The organism is Micromonospora sp. NPDC005173, assembly GCF_040608515.1.
Lineage (GTDB): Bacteria > Actinomycetota > Actinomycetes > Mycobacteriales > Micromonosporaceae > Micromonospora.
Genome location: NZ_JBEXIK010000012.1, coordinates 159,939 through 178,520, shown reverse-complemented (window position 1 = coordinate 178,520; position 18,582 = coordinate 159,939). Strand labels below are relative to the sequence as shown.

17 protein-coding genes and 1 pseudogene are annotated in these 18,582 nt (G+C 71.6%); 6 read left to right on the top strand and 12 right to left on the bottom strand.

All coding sequences use genetic code 11. The annotated features are described in order from the left end of the window. Nucleotides 1-216: 216 nt before the first annotated feature. Together ABZV00_RS16710 and ABZV00_RS16705 are read right to left on the bottom strand one after the other, a co-directional pair. The gene (locus tag ABZV00_RS16710) at nt 217-861 is read right to left on the bottom strand and encodes a response regulator transcription factor (RefSeq protein ID WP_355606767.1); all 645 of its coding nucleotides are present in this window, start codon (nt 859-861) and stop codon (nt 217-219) included. Next, nucleotides 813-2,123 carry a histidine kinase gene (locus ABZV00_RS16705; RefSeq protein WP_355606764.1) on the bottom strand — a complete coding sequence of 437 codons (1,311 nt, stop codon included), beginning with the start codon at nt 2,121-2,123 and terminating at the stop codon, nt 813-815. The genes ABZV00_RS16710 and ABZV00_RS16705 overlap by 49 nt, the downstream gene beginning before the upstream one ends. Before the next feature lie 109 nt (nt 2,124-2,232). Here ABZV00_RS16705 and ABZV00_RS16700 point away from each other — a divergent pair, with 109 nt between their 5' ends. Beyond that, entirely contained in the window at nt 2,233-4,374 is a 2,142-nt protein-coding gene (locus ABZV00_RS16700; RefSeq protein WP_355606761.1) for an MMPL family transporter, read from the top strand. Nucleotides 4,375-4,544: 170 nt separating this feature from the next. After that, nucleotides 4,545-4,838: pseudogene (locus ABZV00_RS16695) on the top strand (GYD domain-containing protein); the annotation flags it as partial. 128 nt (nt 4,839-4,966) lie between these two features. On the opposite strand, the gene ABZV00_RS16690 reads toward ABZV00_RS16695, so the two are convergent. Then, nucleotides 4,967-5,161: a hypothetical protein gene (locus tag ABZV00_RS16690; RefSeq protein ID WP_355606758.1), complete on the bottom strand. Its 195-nt coding sequence runs from the start codon at nt 5,159-5,161 to the stop codon at nt 4,967-4,969. A gap of 244 nt (nt 5,162-5,405) precedes the next feature. Here ABZV00_RS16690 and ABZV00_RS16685 point away from each other — a divergent pair, with 244 nt between their 5' ends. Together ABZV00_RS16685 and ABZV00_RS16680 are read left to right on the top strand one after the other, a co-directional pair. Continuing rightward, the gene (locus ABZV00_RS16685) at nt 5,406-5,774 is read left to right on the top strand and encodes a VOC family protein (RefSeq protein WP_355606755.1); all 369 of its coding nucleotides are present in this window, start codon (nt 5,406-5,408) and stop codon (nt 5,772-5,774) included. A 14-nt stretch (nt 5,775-5,788) separates the two neighbouring features. Then, nucleotides 5,789-6,226, top strand: coding sequence for a VOC family protein (locus ABZV00_RS16680; RefSeq protein WP_355606753.1), 438 nt, complete (start codon nt 5,789-5,791; stop codon nt 6,224-6,226). Between the two features lie 12 nt (nt 6,227-6,238). Here ABZV00_RS16680 and ABZV00_RS16675 read toward each other — a convergent pair whose 3' ends face one another. Then, nucleotides 6,239-7,471, bottom strand: a complete 1,233-nt coding sequence (locus ABZV00_RS16675) for a hypothetical protein (protein ID WP_355606750.1) — start codon at nt 7,469-7,471, stop codon at nt 6,239-6,241. Between the two features lie 88 nt (nt 7,472-7,559). Further along, nucleotides 7,560-8,363, bottom strand: a complete 804-nt coding sequence (locus ABZV00_RS16670) for a PPOX class F420-dependent oxidoreductase (protein WP_355606747.1) — start codon at nt 8,361-8,363, stop codon at nt 7,560-7,562. Between the two features lie 323 nt (nt 8,364-8,686). On the opposite strand from ABZV00_RS16670, the gene ABZV00_RS16665 reads away from it, so the two are divergent. Both ABZV00_RS16665 and ABZV00_RS16660 read left to right on the top strand, forming a co-directional pair. Next, entirely contained in the window at nt 8,687-11,044 is a 2,358-nt protein-coding gene (locus ABZV00_RS16665) for a fibronectin type III domain-containing protein (protein ID WP_355606744.1), read from the top strand. Nucleotides 11,045-11,059: 15 nt separating this feature from the next. Then, nucleotides 11,060-11,755 carry a hypothetical protein gene (locus ABZV00_RS16660; protein ID WP_355606741.1) on the top strand — a complete coding sequence of 232 codons (696 nt, stop codon included), beginning with the start codon at nt 11,060-11,062 and terminating at the stop codon, nt 11,753-11,755. A gap of 99 nt (nt 11,756-11,854) precedes the next feature. Here ABZV00_RS16660 and ABZV00_RS16655 read toward each other — a convergent pair whose 3' ends face one another. The 7 genes from ABZV00_RS16655 to ABZV00_RS16625 all read right to left on the bottom strand — a co-directional run bounded on the left by ABZV00_RS16655 (nt 11,855) and on the right by ABZV00_RS16625 (nt 18,409). Further along, complete coding sequence (locus ABZV00_RS16655) at nt 11,855-13,006, bottom strand: epoxide hydrolase family protein (protein WP_355606738.1); 1,152 nt, start codon at nt 13,004-13,006, stop codon at nt 11,855-11,857. Nucleotides 13,007-13,135: 129 nt separating this feature from the next. Continuing rightward, on the bottom strand, nt 13,136-13,909 hold the full coding sequence (locus tag ABZV00_RS16650) for an alpha/beta hydrolase (protein WP_355606735.1): 774 nt from the start codon (nt 13,907-13,909) through the stop codon (nt 13,136-13,138). 162 nt (nt 13,910-14,071) lie between these two features. Further along, nucleotides 14,072-14,452 (bottom strand): YciI family protein, encoded by a 381-nt coding sequence (locus ABZV00_RS16645; protein WP_355606732.1) that lies wholly within the window; start codon nt 14,450-14,452, stop codon nt 14,072-14,074. A gap of 34 nt (nt 14,453-14,486) precedes the next feature. After that, complete coding sequence (locus ABZV00_RS16640; protein ID WP_355606730.1) at nt 14,487-15,161, bottom strand: DUF998 domain-containing protein; 675 nt, start codon at nt 15,159-15,161, stop codon at nt 14,487-14,489. Nucleotides 15,162-15,291: 130 nt separating this feature from the next. Beyond that, nucleotides 15,292-16,566 carry an RNA polymerase sigma factor gene (locus ABZV00_RS16635; protein ID WP_355606727.1) on the bottom strand — a complete coding sequence of 425 codons (1,275 nt, stop codon included), beginning with the start codon at nt 16,564-16,566 and terminating at the stop codon, nt 15,292-15,294. A gap of 92 nt (nt 16,567-16,658) precedes the next feature. Continuing rightward, nucleotides 16,659-17,204, bottom strand: a complete 546-nt coding sequence (locus tag ABZV00_RS16630) for a hypothetical protein (protein ID WP_355606724.1) — start codon at nt 17,202-17,204, stop codon at nt 16,659-16,661. 56 nt (nt 17,205-17,260) lie between these two features. Then, on the bottom strand, nt 17,261-18,409 hold the full coding sequence (locus tag ABZV00_RS16625; RefSeq protein WP_355606721.1) for a hypothetical protein: 1,149 nt from the start codon (nt 18,407-18,409) through the stop codon (nt 17,261-17,263). Nucleotides 18,410-18,582 lie beyond the last annotated feature (173 nt).

Below are 18,582 nucleotides of genomic sequence, written 5' to 3'. Positions count from 1 at the left end.
CGCCGTCGATGAACGGTTTCATCTGCGGTAGCGGGCCATCGCATGGGCTACTGGCGGGGACAGACAGCGTCGCCAATCCTCATGCGATGTCGGTGAGGGCCGGTCGAGAGCGACCGGCCCTCCGCGTTCTGTAGTCAGCAGACCTGGCGCGCGGCGAGGTGGGCGAGCAATGCCCGGGCCCGGGCGTCGTCCGGCCAGGAAAGCGGTGTAGCTGCGTCAGCCGTTGAGGTATGCGAGCACCGCGAGCACTCGTCGGTTGTCGTCGTCCGACGGTGGCATCCCGAGCTTGCTGAAGATGTTGTTGATGTGCTTGCTCACCGCCTTCTCCGTGACGAACAGCCGTCCCGCGATCGCCGCGTTCGACCGTCCCTCGGCCATCAGACCCAGCACCTCCCGCTCCCGGGCGGTGAGGTCCCGCAGTGGCTGCATGCCGGAGTTACGGACCAGCAGTTGGGTGACCACCTCCGGGTCCATCACCATCCCGCCGCCGGCCACTCGGCGTAGCGCGTCGATGAACTGGCCGACGTTGGACACCCGGTCCTTGAGCAGGTAGCCGACTCCCCCGTTGCGGTCGGCGAGGAGTTCCCGGGCGTACAGCTGCTCGACGTGTTGGGACAGCACGAGGATCGGTAGGCCGGGCAGCTGCATCCGGGCCGCGAGGGCGGCTTGCAGGCCTTCGTCGGTGAAGGTGGGTGGGAGGCGCACGTCGACGACGGCGATGTCGGGGCGGTGCCGGGTGAGCGCCGGCAGCACGGACGGCCCGTCGGCGACGGCCTCGACGACCTGGTGTCCGTTCGCGTGGAGGATGTGCGTCAGCCCGTCCCGGAGGAGGGCAAGGTCCTCCGCGATGACAACTCGCACGGCAGCTCCATGGTCACGACGGTGGGTCCGCCGGGCGGACTGGTCACGGTCATCGTGCCATCGAAGGCTGCCAGACGGCGTCGTACGCCCGCCAGGCCGGTCCCTGCGTCCAGCGTGGCGCCGCCGCGCCCGTCGTCGCGGACCTCCGTGCGCAGCACACCGTCCCGGTGCACCAGAGAGACCCAGGCGCGCCGGGCGCCACTGTGCTTGGCCACGTTGGTGAGCAGCTCGGCCACCGCGAAGTACGCCGCGGACTCGACCGCCGCGGGCGGGCTGCCGGGCAGGTCCAGGTCGACGTCCACGTCCACAGGCGGCGCGACGGTGAGGGCGAGTGCCTGCACCGCCCCGTTGAGGCCGCGTTCGGCGAGTACGGGCGGGTAGATGCCGCGGACGAGGTGGCGGAGTTCGGCGAGGGCGTGGCCGCTGGTCTCCTGCGCCTCGCTGAGCAGTCGCGCCGCCCGTGCCGGGTCGTTGGCCATGAGCTGCTCGGCCAGGCCGATGCTCATCCGCAGCGCGACGAGACGGGCCTGCGCCCCGTCGTGCAGGTCGCGTTCGATCCGGCGCAGCTCGGCGGCCTGCGTGTCGATGGTGTCGGCGCGGGTGGCGGCGAGGTGCCGGACCCGCAGTGCCAGCTCCTGCGACCGGGTCGGCGTCAGGAAGAAGCCGGCGAAGCGGAAGTGCAGCCACACCAGCCACGGCGCGACGGCCAGCCCGCCGAACAGGATCAACCACCCCTGCGGCGCGGCGAGCCACGCCTTCAGGAGGTTGTCCATCGGCCAGAGCACGCCGTAGCCGTACCAGTCGATGGTGAGGTACAGCACCAGCGGCACGAACAGGACGCCCTCCAGCCCGTACCCCATGAGCACGAACCCGAGCAGGCACGCCCCGCCGGTGACTGCGCCGGGGATCAGCCAGGCGAAGTCCCGCCAGGTCGCCGGGTCCCCGACCACCCACCGGAACCGCTTCCAGGTGCCGAGCTGAGCGTGGGCCGGCATCGGTTGGTACGGCGTTGCGATCGGCTGCCCGCACCACCGGGCCAGCCTGCGCTGTAGCCCCACCGACAGCCGCACCAGCACCGTCACCGCCGGGAAGAGCGCGAACCCGATGCCGAACACGGGAATGAGCGCGAGCGAGACCACCGACAGCACGAACAGCACCGCGTTGGTGGTCAGGCTCAGCAGGGCCACGGCCAGGCCCTGCACGGCGGCGAGGGCGCCCGGCCGGATCTGCTGCCAGACGATCGAACGTACGGAGCTGTCCACGGCGCCATTCTCCGCCTGCGGCGCCACCGGAATCGGTGGTGCTACCACCACCTCCGTCCGGGACCTGGCACTCCTGCCTTTGCCGCTTGCCGGCCGAAGGATCGACGACATGACCACAACCAGGCAGAAGGAAAACGCGCGGCAACGACTGGCCGGCCTGGCGCCCGGCCGCCGCAGCAAGTACGCCATGCTCGTCTTCTGGCTCGTCCTGATCGCGGCGGCCGGGCCGCTGGCGATCAAGCTGACCGAGGTGCAGGACAACGACACCCTCGGCGCGCTGCCCGCCACCGCCGAAGCCAGCCGGGCGGTGCAGCGGGCCGAGGACGCGTTCCCGGACTCCCAGAAGCCCCTGGCCGTCGCCGTCTACGTCCGGGAGAGCGGGCTCACCGACGCCGACCGCGCGAAGGTCGACGCCGACCGCACGGCGTTCGGCCGGTACGCCGACGGCGGCCAGGTGCCCCCGCCGGTGGTCAGCGAGGACGGGCAGGCGCTGCTGCTCTCCTTCCCGGTCACCGGGGACGCCGACCAGCGGGGTGACGCGGTGGCTGACGTCAAGGAGCAGTTGGGTACGGACGCGCCGGCCGGCCTGCGGACCGCGCTCACCGGCCCGGCCGGCGGCGAGGACGACGTCTTCGACGCGTTCGCCGGCATGGACACCACGCTGCTGCTGGCAACCGCGGCCACCGTCGCGTTGCTGCTGCTCGTCACGTACCGCAGCCCGGTCCTGTGGTTGATCCCGCTCATCACGGTCGCGGTTGCCAACCAGCTCGCCAGCGCGGCGGTGTACCTGCTGGCCCGGCACGCCGGGCTTGCCGTGGACTTCCAGAGCCAGAGCATCCTGACCGTGCTGGTCTTCGGTGTCGGCGTGGACTACGCACTGCTGCTCATCGCCCGCTACCGGGAGGAACTGCGCCGGCACGCCGACCGGCACGCGGCGATGGCCGTCGCGCTGCGGCGGTCGATCGGCGCGATCGGCGCCTCGGCGGCGACCGTCGCGATCGGCCTGCTGTGCCTGCTCGCCGCGCAACTGCCGTCCACCCGGGGGCTCGGGCCGGTCGGCGCGGTCGGGATCGCGGCGGCGCTGCTCGCCATGACCACGCTGCTGCCGGCCGTGCTGGTCATCTTCGGGCGGTGGCTGTTCTGGCCGTTCGTGCCGCGCTACTCACCGGACGCGGTCGGGCTCGACGTGACGACCGAGCACGGAGTGTGGCGCCGGATCGCCGGTTTCGTCGGGCGGCGGCCCCGCGCGGTGTGGCTGGGCACGGCGGCGGCGCTGGTCGCCCTGAGCTTCGGTATCGGCAATCTCAGCATCGGCATGCCGCATGACGAGTCCTTCACCAAGGAGGTCGGCTCGGTCACCGGCCAGCGGATGATCGAGGCGCACTACCCGAGGGGAGCCGCCGCACCCGCCGAGATCCTGGCCGCCGCCGGCCCGGCCGACCAGGTGGTGGCCGCCGCCCGTACCGTGCCGGGGGTTGCCGAGGTGGGCGAGCCGGAGCGCTCGCCGGACGGGCGTTGGGTGCGCATCGCGGCGGTCCTGGCCGACACGCCGGACAGCGACGCGTCGCTGGACACGGTCGACCGGCTCCGCGCCGCGGTGCACGCCGTGCCGGGTGCGCAGGCGCTGGTCGGCGGGGACACCGCGTACCTGCTCGACGAGGAGCGGACGGTCGGCCGGGACAACCGGGTCGTGGTGCCGCTGGTACTGGTGGTCGTCTTCGTCATCCTGGTGCTGCTGTTGCGCGCGCTGGTCGCGCCGCTGCTGTTGCTCGCGAGCGTGGTCCTGTCCTACGCCGCCGCGATGGGCGCGGCCGGATTGATCCTCGACGCGATGGGCTACCCGAAACTCTTCGTCGGGATTCCGCTGCAGACGTTCCTGTTCCTCGTCGCCCTCGGCGTGGACTACACCATCTTCCTCACCACCCGGGCCCGCGAGGAGACGGCGCGGCTCGGGCACCGGCCGGGCGTACTGCACGCGCTGACCGTGACCGGCGGGGTGATCACCAGCGCGGGCGTGGTGCTTGCCGCCACGTTCGGCGCGCTCAGCGTGCTGCCGCTGGTGCCGTCCGTGCAGTCGGCGGTCATCATCGGCGTCGGGGTGCTGCTCGACACGTTCCTCGTCCGCAGCCTGCTCGTCCCGGCGCTGGCGCTGCACATCGGCCCCCGCACCTGGTGGCCGAGCGCGCTGGCGCGGCCAACGTTCCGGCCGGTCGCGGCGCCGCCGATCGAGCGGGCACCGGCGGCGTCGTAGGAATCCCTCGGGAGTCGGCAGTCCCGGCCAGATCGCGCGATGGGCCTGGCTGCCGACCTGCTCCACCCGCCGTCGCGGATCCGGCCCTGGGCTCATGACTAGCCACCCCCCACCGGGTACGCGCAACCGTGGTGGCGACCGGGCAGGTGCCGATACCCCTGGGAGGAGCCATCCAATGGCGAAGTTTCCTGTTGAGGTCGGCCTACACCCTTCAGGGGATCAAGGGGCTGGTCAACGACGGCGGCACGAAACGCGCCGAGGTGGTCCGGAAAACGATCGAGGCCGCCGGTGGGCAGGTGGAGGCGCTGTACTTCGGCTTCGGTGATCACGACACCTACGTGTTGTGCGACCTGCCCGACCACAAGGCGGCGGCCGGACTGGCGATCGCCATCCGGGCGGCGGGTGGCGTGGACACGAAGATCACGCCCGTGCTGACCCCGAAGGAGGTCGACGAGGCGACCCGTCAGAAGGCCGAGTACGAGCCCCCAGCAGATGATCACAGGGTGCGGCCGGCGCCCATCGTAGGGGCCGGCCGCACCCGATGTGGGGTATCGAGTGAGCCGCTGCTGCGGCTTCGTCAGTGTGACGGCAATCAACTACCGCTGCGGTACTGCCCATCCACGTAGACGAGCGCGTCGCGTACCTCCGTCAGGCCGGCGTCGCCCAGCGGAAGGGTGTCGCCGGCGGCCTCGGCACGGGCCCCCGGAAAGAAACCGAGAGCCACCGCGGCGAGCGCGGCCGCCCCGGCACGGCGGATGCCGGACAGGCCAGGAGTGGAAACAGTCATGCGCGTGAGGGTGGCGGCGCAACAGAACCACCTACCCGACTCCACCTGACAGCGAGTCGAATTGTGGCGTAAGTAAGGGCTCACCCGGGAGGAGGTGCTCCATCGGCATCAGGGCCGGTACGAGCACCCGTGCGGACGATCGGGGTGGTGTCCGGTGGCGATCCACTGCGAACACGGACCACGCGTCGTACCCCGCCGCTAGCGTGGCGTCAGCCTCGCCCGGAGACGCTTGGAGGAGCCCGCGATGATCGACCACCTGTCAGTCCAGGTCCGCGACGTGCCGAGCAGCGCCGCCTTCTACGACGCTGTGCTCGCCCCGCTCGGCGGCCGCCGGCTGCTGGAGTTCCCGAACGTCGTCGGTTACGGCCGGGACCGGCCCGACTTCTGGCTGGGCCCGACCGAAACCCGCGGCGAGGCCCGCGAGCTGCACCTGGCTTTCACCGCCGACGACCGCGCCACGGTCGAGGCGTTCCATGATGCCGCCATCAAGGCCGGCGCGGAGGTGCTGCACGCGCCCCGGATCTGGCCGGAGTACCACCCGACCTACTTCGCGGCGTTCGTTCGCGACCCGGACGGCAACAACATCGAGGCCGTCTGCCACGCCCCGCAGTGATTGGATCTACCGATATGGAACAGCGAATCAGCCTGATCACCCTCGGAGTCACAGACGTAGCGCGCGCAAAGGCGTTCTACGAACAACTCGGCTGGCACGGCCAGGAGGTCGAGGAGACGGTCTTCCTCCAGGCCGGCGGGTCGGCGTTGGTGCTGTGGGGGCGGGACAAGCTGGCCGAAGACGCGGGCGTCGCCGATCCGGGTGACGGCGGCTTCGGCGGGATGGCGCTGGCGCAGAACGTCCGCTCGCGGGCCGAGGTCGATGAGGTGTTCGCGGCGGCGGTGGCCGCCGGTGCCGAGGTGACCAGACCCGCTCGGGAGACGTTCTACGGCGGCTACGCCGGCTACTTCACCGACCCGGACGGTCACGTGTGGGAGATCGCCTGGAACCCCGGCTTCCCCCTCGCCGAGGACGGCACCATCACCATCCCCGACTTCGGCGCGATGGGCTGAGTCAGGAAGGGTTCACGGCTCGGTTAACAGGCAGAGCAGCCGCTCCACCAGTGGTAGCTGTAGGGGATCCAGGCAGAGCGTGATCAGGGCGGGGTCCGGCGACGGCGATGCAGTAGTCGGGGCCGATGCGGTGGGCGTGGCCGAGGCGGTGGGCAGAGCCGGTCGGCCAGCCGGGGGCGGGTCCGTGGTCGGAGCTGGGCCGGGCGTCGGCACCGAACTGGCGGACGGGGCCGAAGCGGTGGACGGCGCCGAAGGCGACGCCGAAACCGTCGGCAGGACGGGCGTGCCGGTCGTCGACGGCCCGTGCGGCGTGGCGCCTGTGGTGGCGGTCTGCGTCGCACGGCCAACCGGCCCGGTCCTACTCCGCTCCGGTGCCACCGGTCCGATGGGGAGGACGGGGACGACGGCGTCGCCGTCCGCCGGAGCATCCGTGGCGACGATGACGGCCGCTTCCCTCCGCTGCACAGGGCCGGCCTGCTCTGGCCCGAGAGCGCCGGGGCCCAGTGTCGAGAACACCACGACCCCGACGGCGGCGACGGCGAGCGCCCGGCGATCGGGGCGCAGCGCCGTCAGCGGGGCCTCGTCCGGCTCGACGAGCGGCGGCGGCGTCGGTCGTGCGCCCTGGTGGGCGTCCAGCAGGGCGTCGAGTTGTGTGGTGATGGCGGCGCGTTCTCCGGCGGCGGCAGCGATGGCGAGGGTGATGTAGAAGCGGGCGTTCACCGCTGCGCTGGCGGGCACCAGCAGCCCGGCGAGCGGGCTGCGGTCGGTGGTGTGCAGCAGGGTGAGGGGGACGTCGGGGTGGTGCGCGGGGGCCGACAGGTCCGCGTACCTCCACTCGCGCCGGTGGTCATGCCCGGCGAAGGCCACCCGGTGGTTGGTCACGACGGCCATGCCGGCGTCGACGACCCGCAGGCCGGCCGGCAGGGCGTCGCCGGGTGTGTCGGCGCAGGTGAGGGGGCCGGGCGTCGGCAGTCCGACGACGTGCCGCGCCTCGGCCTCGACCAGCTCCGCGTTGGGGAGTACCCGGAAGACGAGTTCGTCGTCGGCGAGGTCCACCGGCAGGCCGGTACGCGGCTGCGTGCACCCGAGGAACCCGACGGCCTCGATCCGCAGCCGGGTCAGGTGGTCCTTGCGTCGGAGCCAGGCGTCGGTGGCGCTGCGGTACGCGTGTCGCCGCCGCCGGTTCTCGCGCTCGGCCCAGGCGATCCGCCAGTGCGGCTCCAAGGTGGTGGGGCGTGAGGTCACGGTCACACGCGGTACAACCGCTCACGTGCGTGACAGGGAACGCGGCAACGATCGATGCTTCCCTTTGTTCCCGAAAGGAGAGATTTGGCTACCCGCGAGGGCTACCGACCTCGGACAGCTCGGCCCGGTCGCTCGCGGGGACGATCGCGAAGTGCACCGTCCCGCCGGTCCTGCGCCGCCCGAGGCGGTGCATCAGCGGCACGAGCACGCCGTGCAGCAGCGGGTACTTGCGGCGCAGCGTGCGGGCAGCCATGTCGTACTCCGCGCCTTCCAGCCGCTGGGCGGTGGCCTGGACGGCCGAGCCGGTCGGCACGCCGCGCGCGGTCGACGCCGCCACCGTGACCATCGGGTTGTTGCCGATCCGCCGGGTCTTCCAGGCCCGTTCGAAGCTGCGCACGTACGCCCGGCCGCCGGCCACCGCGATGCTCACCGGCGTCCCGACCGGTCGGCCGTCCCGGCGGTACGTAGTCAGTACGACCGTCTTCTGCGGGCCGAACGGTGCCAGCGCCGGCACACCGGTCGGTGAAACCACGCCGAGCACCCAACCCCGCTCGCGCCACCGGTACGCGAACGCCGCGCCGGCTACCACCACGGCACCGCCGATCGCGAGGGTCTGCCCGGTGGTGCCGCCGAGATTGCGGTCGGCGACGTGCACCACCGTGTGAGCGGTCCCGCCGACCATGTAGCCGGCGAAGGCCACGGTGAGCGCGTCGGCCCAGATGGTGGCGAGCAGCAGGGTCACGCCGATGCCGAGCTGGAAGGCACCGATGTCGTGCACGAAGTGCCGGTGCGGCGGGAAGTCGGCCCAGGTGCTGAACGAGGCCGGGGCGAGCATCGCCCACACCCCGACGACCGCGCTGGCCAGCCCGAGCAGGGCGGCAGCGGTTCGCACGATTGTTCTCATACGCCCATGACGAGACCACGCACCTCGGCGTGACACCCGAACGGCCCGGCTCCGCCAGTGGTCACGGCGGGCGCAGCGAGGCGAAGAACTGCGGAGCCCGCCTCCACGGCAGCGCCGCAGGCGACCAGTCGCATGTTGCCGGCCTCGCGCCGCCGGTTGAAAGACGCTCACCGGCGCCGCCTGGACGCCGGGGCTATCGCGGTAATGCGGGCGTTCCCCTCGCGAGCATGTACTAAAAATAGGGTGTTCTAAATATAGATCACCATGACAGACTGTGCCCCGTCATTGATCAACCACGGGGATGGAGCGGCATGGCCGACAACAGACGTCATCGATACTTCAGCAGGTCCTTGCGCGCGACGGCATTCGCCGTCGCGCTCGTCCTACCGGTCTCCCTGATCAGCCAGCCGGCTGCCCAGGCGGAGGCCCAGGCGGTGGTCGAGGAACAACTTCCGGCCTGCACCGACCCGTCCGTACCGGAGGACATCAACCACGCCTCCATCCGGCTCGAAGGACCGACAGCCGGGTCGGAGGTCGCGGTCGACGCGAACGGCAAGATCGCCATCAACGGCTACCTGCACAAGCAGGCCACGATGGTGGACGTCTCGATCGAGAAGACGACCTCGTCCAGCTTCACCTTCGGCCCGCCGCCGCCCGGCGAAACGAACTGGTCCGCTTCCTGGACCACCAGCATGCGCCCGCCGCACCTGGGCCCGGTCCAGGTCTGCTCCCGCGCCGAGCGTGAACCCGGCCGGTACGCGAAGATTCTGCGCGACATCACCGTGGTGGACCTGATCCCGCCGAGCAACGTCCCGAACCTGGCGGTCGGCACGATCACGGCGACCAGCGCCAAGGTGAGCTGGGGCGCGGCGACCGACAACTACGGCCTCGCCGGATACGAGGTCAAGGTCGACGGCGGTACGGCGCAGCGGACCACCGTCGGCACCCGCTCGTACTCGATCACGGGGTTGCAACCGTTGAGCAACCACACCGTCTCCGTGGTCGCCATCGACCTGGCGGGCAACCGGTCGGCGACGCCCGCCACAACGTCCTTCACGACGGACGCGCTGCCGCCGCCGCCGGACGTTGACGCCGGTCTGACCCTGGACCCGGACGAGGGGGGCGCCATAGCCAGCTGGCACCCGCAGCCCGCCAACGAGGCGAGCTACCGCGCCTACCTGGACGGCGAGATCTACGACCAGTTCGCGCTGGAGCAGCTCTGCGTGGACGGGAACGGCAACGTGGCCAACCCGTGCACCGCGGACAGCGTCATCAAGCTCCCGATCGAGCCGCTCGAGGAGTACACGCCGTACGCGTTCCGGGTCGAGGCGCTGCGCGCCGACGGCACGGTGGCACGGGAGCTCGCCGGCGACTTCACCACGATGATCCATGTGGACGAGGTGTCGGCGGCGACCACGCAGACGACCGCCAGCGAAACGTCGCAGTGCGCCGGCGCCGGTGGCGACTTCTACATCGCGGCCAGCTCACGCGCCACGGTGCCGGTACCCGCCGGCAGCACGGAGATCTTCCTCGGCTGCTACCGGGCGGCGAACAGCAGTTGCCTCGACGCCTTCCTGCCTCCGTCGGGCGAGAAACTGCTCGACTGCGCGGACAACATCACCGACATGCTCTTCGCGGTGGCCCCGTCCGGCCGCGGACCGGTGATCTCCTCGGTGGACGCCACGCAGGCCCGCCTGCTGGTGCCGGGCCCGGTGGCGCCGATCGCCTGGTGTGCGAGCGGAGCCTGCGCGACGCTGCTGGCTCCCATCGCGGAGACGGTCGAGGTCGTCGCGGCCGCTCAGGTCGCCGCCGCCGGCACCTCGTGGATCGTCGTCGGTGCCGCCGGCATCGGCATCGGTGTCGTGCTGGGCGTCCTGCTCGCCATCCTGTTCCCCAGCACGATCGGCGTGAACGGCCTCATCGAGTACCCGATCGAGCACGACGTCGACTTCGACACGTTCGAGAACTGGGGCCTGGACGAGGGCGAGTGGTACAACAGCCTGAAGGTCTACGCCGAGGTCATCAAGACCACGAAGTTGGTGGCCGACCAACGCGATCTCGACTTCGCGTGGGACTCCACGGAGGATTCGCGACTCAAGCGGATCATCGACTCGGCGTGCACGGCCCAGCGTGGCACCCAGGGCAAGGCCGGGTGTGACGACAACGTCATCGTCTACGTCCCCGGTGCCAAGAACTACAAGGGCGCCGACATGACGCAGACCGGCAAGCACATCGTGGCCGCCATGGGTGACGGCGGATTCCCGCAGCCGCCGACCCGGGCGGTGTGGTTCTACCCGGCGCGCAGCGTGGGAGGGCAGGCGGCGCGCGCCAAGGGCTACAACCACGGATGGTTCAACAGAGTGGAGTTCAAACCGAACGCGTGCGATGTGCGGGTGCCCGGGCAGACCTGCGACGAGTTCCCGTTCTGGTCCACGAACCAGGCGGTCAACCTGACCGGCCAGGTCGCCAGCCTCAAGCTGGTGTCGACGACGGAGTCGCTGCCGCAGGCCAACGACATCAACGCGTTCTACGGCAAGTGCAAGGTGAACAACAACACCGAGTTCATCGTGCTGCCGGTGAAGCCGTGGGTCGAGGCCGGCGGCACGAGCTTCGCCTTCAAGGTCAGCGGGGGTGGGGCTAGCCTCTGCATGACCCCCACGGCCCCGTAGCCGAGGAGCTTGCTGATGCTCGATGACATGCGCGTGTTGCGCGACGCGGTGCGGGAGTACCGCGTCGCGGCGACGGCTGCCGGCCTCGACTGGCCCGACCAGGGCGAGTCGCCGGCCGGGCAGCCGCCGGACGTGGTCTACCGGATCTTCGGGGTGGATCACGTCGCGGAGCAGCTGACCTGGTTGCAGTCGCAGCGATGGCCCGACCGGCGGTTGCTGCCCAACGCCGGATGGCGGATGCCATGGCCGGAGGGCGGGGACGCGCTGGACTATCTGGGGCTGTCGATCGGCACGCCGTTCCCCTGGCGGCAGCAACTGCCCCTGTTCCACTTCGATTTCCTCCTCTACACGTTCGTCCTCGCGGGCGAGCACGAGGGTGAGATCTGGCGTTACGTGATCTCAGAAGACGCCTGGGAGTCCGTCCGTGCCGCCACCAGCCTGGCCGGGCTCTTCGACCAGTGGGCCAGGGGAATCGCCGCCGGGGTGGTCGGCTACGACGAGCACAACAAGTGGCTCCTGGTCGACGACGACGTGGCTAGGGCTCCCGGCCTCGACCCGCTGGCCTTCCCGGTGGCTCCGGTGGAGGAGACGCTGCTGCAGGCGCGGCAGCGCGAATGCGGAGTGAACATGGCCGTCGTCGAGGAGGGCTTCGAGTACCAGGAGGAGTTGCTCGACGCCATCGACGCCGCCAAGGCGTCGCTCGGCGCGTAGCCCGGGTGCCGGCGGCTGTTGCGGTGACAACCGAAACAGCCGCCGGCCACGCCGGGCGCTAGTCAGCCAGGGTGGCGACCGGCCCGGCTCCCCTGCCGGTCAGTACGGGCGCAGCGAGGTGAAGAAATGCCTCAGCTCACCGGCGAGCAGGTCCGGCTCCTCCAGCGGCATGAAGTGCCCGCCCCGGCCCGGTTCGCTCCAGTGTCGGATGTCGGTGCAGGCCCGCTCGGCGATCTCCCGGGGGAGGTTGGCCTGCGAGGGTTCGGTGCTCACCGTGAAGGCGGCGGGCACGGTGATGTCGGGTCGTGGGGTGTTGTGGTCGAAGTCGAAGTACTGCCGGAACGAGGAGCCGATCGTGTCGGTGGCCCAGTACAGCGTGATGATGGTGAGCAGGGTGTCCCGGTCGAAGCTGTTCGCCAGGTCACCGTGGTTGTCGCTCCAGTCCCGGTACTTGTCGACGAGCCAGGCGGCCAGCCCGGCCGGTGAGTCGGCGAGCGCCGCCGCGAGGGTGTCCGGCCGGGTGCCCATGATGGCGCTGTAGCCGCCGTCGGTCTCGTCGTACGCGGCTTCGGCGTCGAGGTACGCCTGCTCGGCCGGGGAGAGCGGACGGGCGTCGAAGCTGGCCGGGAACGGTGGGTGGATCATGTGGATGCCGGCGACCTGTTCCGGGTACAGGGCACCCAGCCAGCCGGTGACCACCCCTCCGACGTCGCCGCCGAAGGCGCCGTAACGCTCGTAGCCGAGCACGTCGGTCATCAACTCGTGCAGCGTCCGAGCGAGGACCGCCCGGGTCACCGGCTCGTCAGGCACCTCCGAGAAGCCGAAGCCGGGCAGCGAGGGCACCACCACGTCGAACGCGTGCGCCGGGTCGCCGCCGTACCGGGCGGGGTCGGTCAGCCGGTCGACCAGGGGCAGCATCTCGACGAAGCTGCTGGGCCAGCCGTGGCTGAGGATCACGGGCAACGGCGCGGGCGTACCGGCCGGACGGGCCGCGCGGACGTGCAGGAAGTGCAGCTTCCGGCCGCCGACGAGGGCCAGGTGGTGTGGGTAGGCGTTGAGTTCAGCCTCGCGGGCCCGCCAGTCGAACCCGTCGCGCCAGTAGGACACCAGGTCCCGCAGGTAGTCGGGGTCGACGCCACCCTGCCACGACTGCTTGCCGCTGCGGTCGGTGAAGCGGGTACGGGCCAGTCGTGCCCGCAGGTCGTCGAGGACCGCATCGGATACGTCGATGCGGAACGGGGAGATAGACATTGGTCCTCCGATAAGGAGGGCGCTCCCCGACGCGAATGGTCAGCTGAGGGGGACGGCCGAGTGGAGCGCCCAGACGTGACAGTGGGTGTTCACCGGGCTCACCTCCTCTCGTGGCTGACGGACGTCACCCTACCCGTGGCCGTTGCCGGCCACGCCATCCGGGTTGGCCGCCGATTCGAGCGGCTCGGTGAGGAAGTCGATGATGAGGCGGTTGCACAGGTCGGGCTTGTCGGCGAGCAGGCCGTGGCTGGTGCCCGGCACCACGGCGAGCTGCGACCGCGGCAGCCCGTCGCGCAGCGCCAGGGTGTGCTCGACGCGGACCTCGTCGTCGTCGGCGACCATCACCAGCGCCGGGCCGGGGTAGCCGGCCAGGTCGGCGACGGTCACCGTCGGCTCCTCGTGGTGCATCCGGTCCAGCTTGGCCTTGACGATCGGGAAGTGCTGCGGCCCGTCCGGTGACACCTCGCCGTGGTACCGCACGAAGAACGCGACGGTCTCCTCGTCGAGGTCGACGGCGCCGTCGATCCAGCCGTCGTGGTGGAACACCCCGGCGGCGAGCACCAGCCGGCGGACCAGGTCGGGGCGGCGCAGCGCCACCAGCAGAGCGACCGGGGTGCCGTCGCTGTGCCCGACCAGGTGCGCCGGCCCGCCGACCACCTTTTCCAGGAACGCGACGGTGTCCTCGGCCATCAGTTGGTAGCTGATCGGGCCGCCCACATCGGGGGTACGACCGTGCCCGCGCCGGTCCGGTCGGTAGACGGTGAACCGTTTCGCCAGCCCCGGCACGTTCTGCCCGAGGGCCCGGGAGTCGGCGAAGCCGGGGTGCAGCAGCACCAGCGGCTCCCCCGCGCCGTCGCGCTCGTAGAACGTGTTGACCTCGCCGAGCTGCACGTAGCCGGGCATCCCGGGCTCCCTTCTGGGCGGAGGTGCCGCCCGAGCGTGATGACTCTGGGGTATCGATATGCCGCAGAGGTATCACGCTCGTCCGACACTGTCGCGCGCCGAGCCGGGCAAAGCCGCCGCCGAGTCGCACGGGCGGCACGGCGGCGGCACGGCGTGGCCGGATCAGGCCGGTTGGTCGGCCTCCGGCGCCTCGTAGACCCGGCGAATGTCCACCTCGACCTCGCCGATCGTCTCGGCGAAGACGTCGGCGAACCGCCGCCCCCACTCCACCGCCTCCTCCTGGGAGCGCACGTCCACCAGCGCGAATCCGGCGATCAGTTCCTTGGTCTCCGTGAACGGCCCGTCGGTGACGGTGGTCTTGCCGCCGGTCACGCTGATCCGGGTGGCGCCCTTGGATGTCTCGCACAGCCCCTCGGCGGCGAGCAGTATCCCGGACTGTGCCACCTCCTTCATGAAGGCCTCCATCCGGGCGTTGAACTCCGGGCTCGGGTCGAACGCCCCCGGCAGGTTCTCGTTGAGCTTGTGCATCAGCATGTAGCGCATCGGTTCGGTCCTCTCGTGATCAATGAAACGACGGTCAGCGGGCGAACTGCCGGCCGCAGAGCGCGGTCAGCCAGGCGAAGATGACGGCGCAGGCGAGCGCCATCCGGACGCTGATGGTGTCCTGGTCGGGCCAGGCCAGCACCACGACGACGGCCAACGCGCAGCCGAGGGAGAACGCCGCCCAGCCGCGCTGCCCGGCCCGCCACCAGCCGCGGCCGAAGACCAGGCAGGCGATGGTCAGCGATCCGAAGGCCAGCGCCGCGCCGACGCCGTGGCCGACGGCGTGCCAGCTCAGCGTCTCCGGCGCACCCTCCGGCGCGCCGGTCGGCCAACCCATGCTCGGGTCGGAGACCAGCACCCCGCCGATGATCAGCCCGACACCGTGCACGGCGACCAGCGCCGGCCCCCACGTTCCGGCGGGCTCGCCGCGCAGCGTCCGGCGTAGCCCGACCGCGCCGGCCAGGGCGAGCAGTCCGGTCACCACGAAGTTGGTGATCTGGATCCAGCCCAGGTCGCCGAGGGCGAGCAGGCTCAGCGGTTGCCGGCTCAGGTCGAACCCGTCGCGGGTGAGCACCTGGGCCGCGGCCACCACCCCGAACAGCGGGCCGGCGGCGGCCCCGCCGGCCAGCAGCGCCCTTGTCGTCGTACGCCGGGAGCCGACGCCCGCCACCGCGGACCCTGCGCCCATCGCGTTCGCCGTCGTCGTCATGCCGATCTCCTCGTCTGTCCCGACCGGCCGGTGGCCGGTCTCGTGCGCCGGTGCGAGCCGGCTTCCACTGACGCGTCGAGCGGTTCGGTCGGGATACGACATGGCGGCTGACATTTCTTCCGGAGATTTTTCAGCGGGTCGGCGCGACGCCCCGGGCGCAGTCGGCGGCGCGGGCGAGCAGCAACGCACGCTCGCGTTCGTTGCTGGTGAGCTGAGCGGCCCGGGCGAACTCAAACCGCGCCTCGTCGTAGCGGCCCAGCTTCGCCAACAGGTCCCCGAGCACGCTGGGCAGCAGGTGGTAGCCGGCCAGCGCCGGCTCGTCGGCCAGCGCCCGGGCCAGGTCCAGGCCGGCGGCCGGGCCGTCGGCGAAGGAGACCGCGACGGCCCGGTTCAGCTCCACGACCGGCGACGGCACGACCCGGGCCAGCTCCGCGTAGCCGGCCGCGATCCGCGCCCAGTCCGTCTCCTGCGGGGTACGCGCCCGCGCGTGGCAGGCCGCGATCTCCGCCTGGAGGGTGAACGGGCCGGGCGGTCCGTCGGCGGCGCGGGCCCGGTCCAGCGCGGCCAGGCCCCGGCGGATCAGCATCAGGTTCCAGCGTCCCCGGTCCTGCTCCATGAGCAGGACCGGCTCGCCGGTGGGGTCGACCCGGGCCGCAGTGCGCGACGCCTGGATCTCCAGCAGCGCGGCGAGCCCGTGCACCTCCGGTTCGTCGGGCATCAGTCCCTGGAGGACCCGGGCCAGGCGCAGCGCGTCCGCGCAGAGGGCCGGGCGCATCCAGTTGTCGCCGGCGGTCGCCGAGTAGCCCTCGTTGAAGATCAGGTAGATCACCTCCAGCACGGAGGCGAGCCGTTCGCCGCGCTCCGCGACGCCGGGCACCTCGAACGGCACCTTCGCGTCGGCCAGGGCTTTTTTGGCCCGGGTGATCCGCTGCGCGACGGTCGTCTCGGGCACCAGGAACGCCCGGGCGATCTCCTCGGTCTTCAGGCCGCCGAGCATCCGCAGGGTCAGCGCCGCCCGCGCCTGCGGCGACAGCACCGGGTGGCAGGCGGTGAAGACCAGGCGCAGCAGGTCGTCGTCGATCCGTTCCTCGAAGGCGGCGTCGAAGTCCGGGGTGAACTGCTCGTCGCCGAGGTCGTGCCCGAGCTCGGCGACCCGGCGTTCCAGCAGGCTCCGGCGGCGTAGCGCGTCGATCGCCCGCCGCTTGCCGATTGTGGTCAGCCAGGCGCCCGGGTTGGCCGGTACGCCGTCGCGTGGCCACTGTTCCAGGGCTGCGACCAGGGCGTCCTGGGCCAACTCCTCGGCCCAGCCGACGTCGCGCACCAGTCCGGCCAGGGCGGCGATCACCCGCCCGGCCTCGATCCGCCACACCGTCTCGATGGTGCGGTGCACCTGCTCATCCCCCATGACCGCCCATCAGAGCAGCCCGGCACCGCTGGGACAAGGAACGACATCGGCGGCGGGCCGTGCCGCGACTGCGGGGATGCGCGGCTGGCCGGTCAGCCGGCGCGTCGGCGGTGCGTCATTGGCCCGGGCAGCGGGCCTCGGGCCGGGAACCGCGACGGCGCACGCGGCGGGTACGCCTCGCAGTGCCCGGCCCACTGCTCGGCGGCTACCGCCAGCGCGTCCGCGGAGACGGTGAGGATCAGCGGGTAGATCGCGGTGGTCGGGCGGCGCATCCACGGTGGCAGCGACTCGGCGGAGAACTCGACGGTCAACTCCAGCCGGCGACGGCGGACCACCCGCGTTCGCAGGGTCAGGTTGGGTTCGGTGAAGCTGACCACCGCCGGTGGCGGGTTCGGGCCGACGGCCGCCTCCGCCTGCCCCCGCAGCCAACTGCCGAGCGCGCGGGCCTCCTCCACCAGGAGACTCGGGTAGTGATGCGACCAGGTCTGACCGTCAGCGGTACGGGCGTCGACCTCGATGAGCAGCCAGTCGCGCCAACCGGGTGCGGACCGGTCGGGGTCGTCGGGCGGATCGATGCCGGGCTGGTAGCCCACCGGGCGGATCCTCAGCCGGGCACCGTCGTCGGACCGGATCTCCATCCGGCCAATTCTGACCGACCGAAGTCGACGAGCGGGCGGAAACCGGCATTAAACGGTCACTTCCAGATGGTTCGCCGCACGCCCCGGTGCTCGGTGCAGGCATTCGACCGGCCACCGTTCAGGCTGACCGAACCGTCGCGGCACTGCACCAGGTAACCCCGACCGGACCAGAACTGCGGCACGCAGTCGAACCAGTCGCAGACCTCAGTGGCCGGCCGACGGATCCGGGTTCCGCCGCAGAAGTCGTACCCCAGCGGGTTTTCCGGCGCGCCGCAGCGCTGGTCCCGCGTCGCCGTGGGCGACGGGCGAGGCGACTTCGTCGGCTTCGGTGTCGTGCGGGGCGAGGGCGGCGGGGCCGCCGGGTAGAGCAGCGCAGGGACCGCGCTGGCGCTGGACGCCGGGGTGGCCGCGACGGCGACCTCCGCGCCGCCGGTCGGGTCGGACGGGTCCGACTCGAACAGCGCCGCCGGCACCAGCAGCGCCACGGCCGCGGCAACCGCGACGGTTCGCCGGCCGCCCGGCACCAGCGCGGAGAGCCGGGCCTGCCCGGGAGTGGCCGCGGCCGGCCGGAACGGCTTGAGCTGGGCGTGCTCGGCGATCAGCTCGTCGAGCTGGGCGAGCACCGCGGGACGCTGCTCGATCGCGTCGGCGAACGCCAGGGTGAGCTTGAACCGGAAGTCCGCCGCCGCCTCGGTGGGCAGCATCAACCCGGAGGTCCGCCGCCGGTCCAGCACCTGGATCAGGGTCACCGGCGCCGCCGGGTCGTGGCCCAGGCCGGTCATCCGGCCGTACGCCCAGTCGCGCCGGCCGCGTCCGCCGAGCAGCACCAGTCGACGGCTGGTGATCACCGCCATGCCGGCGTCGGCGACCCGGACGCCGTCCGGGCGACGCTGGCGCAACGGCCCGGTCGGCGGGGCGACCGTGAGGTCCGGTGCGGGCAGCACCGTGGTGTGCCGCACCTCGACGAGCTGTGCGGCGGGCAGCGCCCAGAGCACCACCTCGTCGCCGGCCAGCTCCAACGGTAGGCCGGCACCGGCTGCCGCGGAGCCCTGAAAGTCGGCGGCCAGGGCACGCAGCCGCCGCAACTCGTCGTCGCGTCGCCGCCACGCCGCCTCGGCGCCGCGGAACGTGCTGACCCGCCGAACGTTCTGCCGGCGCGCCCACCGGTACCGCCATGTGGAACCCGTCGAATCAGTCTTTGCCACGCCGACTCCTCCGCCGCGCTGGCCACCAACCGGGGTGTCACACCTTTTAACAGCGGCGGCGCGCCGCCCGGACACGCCAAAAAAGGGCGAAGTATCCGATCGGCGGAGCAAATTGCACGATAGGGCGATACTGCTGCCGACGTTCATCGGTCCGGAGCGCCGTCTCGCTCGGT

What these genes read in the sequence shown, in the direction of transcription:
- ABZV00_RS16700 (WP_355606761.1), top strand. Translation starts at nt 2,233, where the DNA reads ATGACCACAACCAGGCAGAAGGAAAACGCGCGGCAACGACTGGCCGGC.
- ABZV00_RS16690 (WP_355606758.1), bottom strand. Translation starts at nt 5,161, where the DNA reads ATGACTGTTTCCACTCCTGGCCTGTCCGGCATCCGCCGTGCCGGGGCG.
- ABZV00_RS16685 (WP_355606755.1), top strand. Translation starts at nt 5,406, where the DNA reads ATGATCGACCACCTGTCAGTCCAGGTCCGCGACGTGCCGAGCAGCGCC.
- ABZV00_RS16680 (WP_355606753.1), top strand. Translation starts at nt 5,789, where the DNA reads ATGGAACAGCGAATCAGCCTGATCACCCTCGGAGTCACAGACGTAGCG.
- ABZV00_RS16665 (WP_355606744.1), top strand. Translation starts at nt 8,687, where the DNA reads ATGGCCGACAACAGACGTCATCGATACTTCAGCAGGTCCTTGCGCGCG.
- ABZV00_RS16660 (WP_355606741.1), top strand. Translation starts at nt 11,060, where the DNA reads ATGCTCGATGACATGCGCGTGTTGCGCGACGCGGTGCGGGAGTACCGC.
- ABZV00_RS16655 (WP_355606738.1), bottom strand. Translation starts at nt 13,006, where the DNA reads ATGTCTATCTCCCCGTTCCGCATCGACGTATCCGATGCGGTCCTCGAC.
- ABZV00_RS16650 (WP_355606735.1), bottom strand. Translation starts at nt 13,909, where the DNA reads ATGCCCGGCTACGTGCAGCTCGGCGAGGTCAACACGTTCTACGAGCGC.
- ABZV00_RS16645 (WP_355606732.1), bottom strand. Translation starts at nt 14,452, where the DNA reads ATGCGCTACATGCTGATGCACAAGCTCAACGAGAACCTGCCGGGGGCG.
- ABZV00_RS16640 (WP_355606730.1), bottom strand. Translation starts at nt 15,161, where the DNA reads ATGACGACGACGGCGAACGCGATGGGCGCAGGGTCCGCGGTGGCGGGC.
- ABZV00_RS16635 (WP_355606727.1), bottom strand. Translation starts at nt 16,566, where the DNA reads ATGGGGGATGAGCAGGTGCACCGCACCATCGAGACGGTGTGGCGGATC.
- ABZV00_RS16630 (WP_355606724.1), bottom strand. Translation starts at nt 17,204, where the DNA reads ATGGAGATCCGGTCCGACGACGGTGCCCGGCTGAGGATCCGCCCGGTG.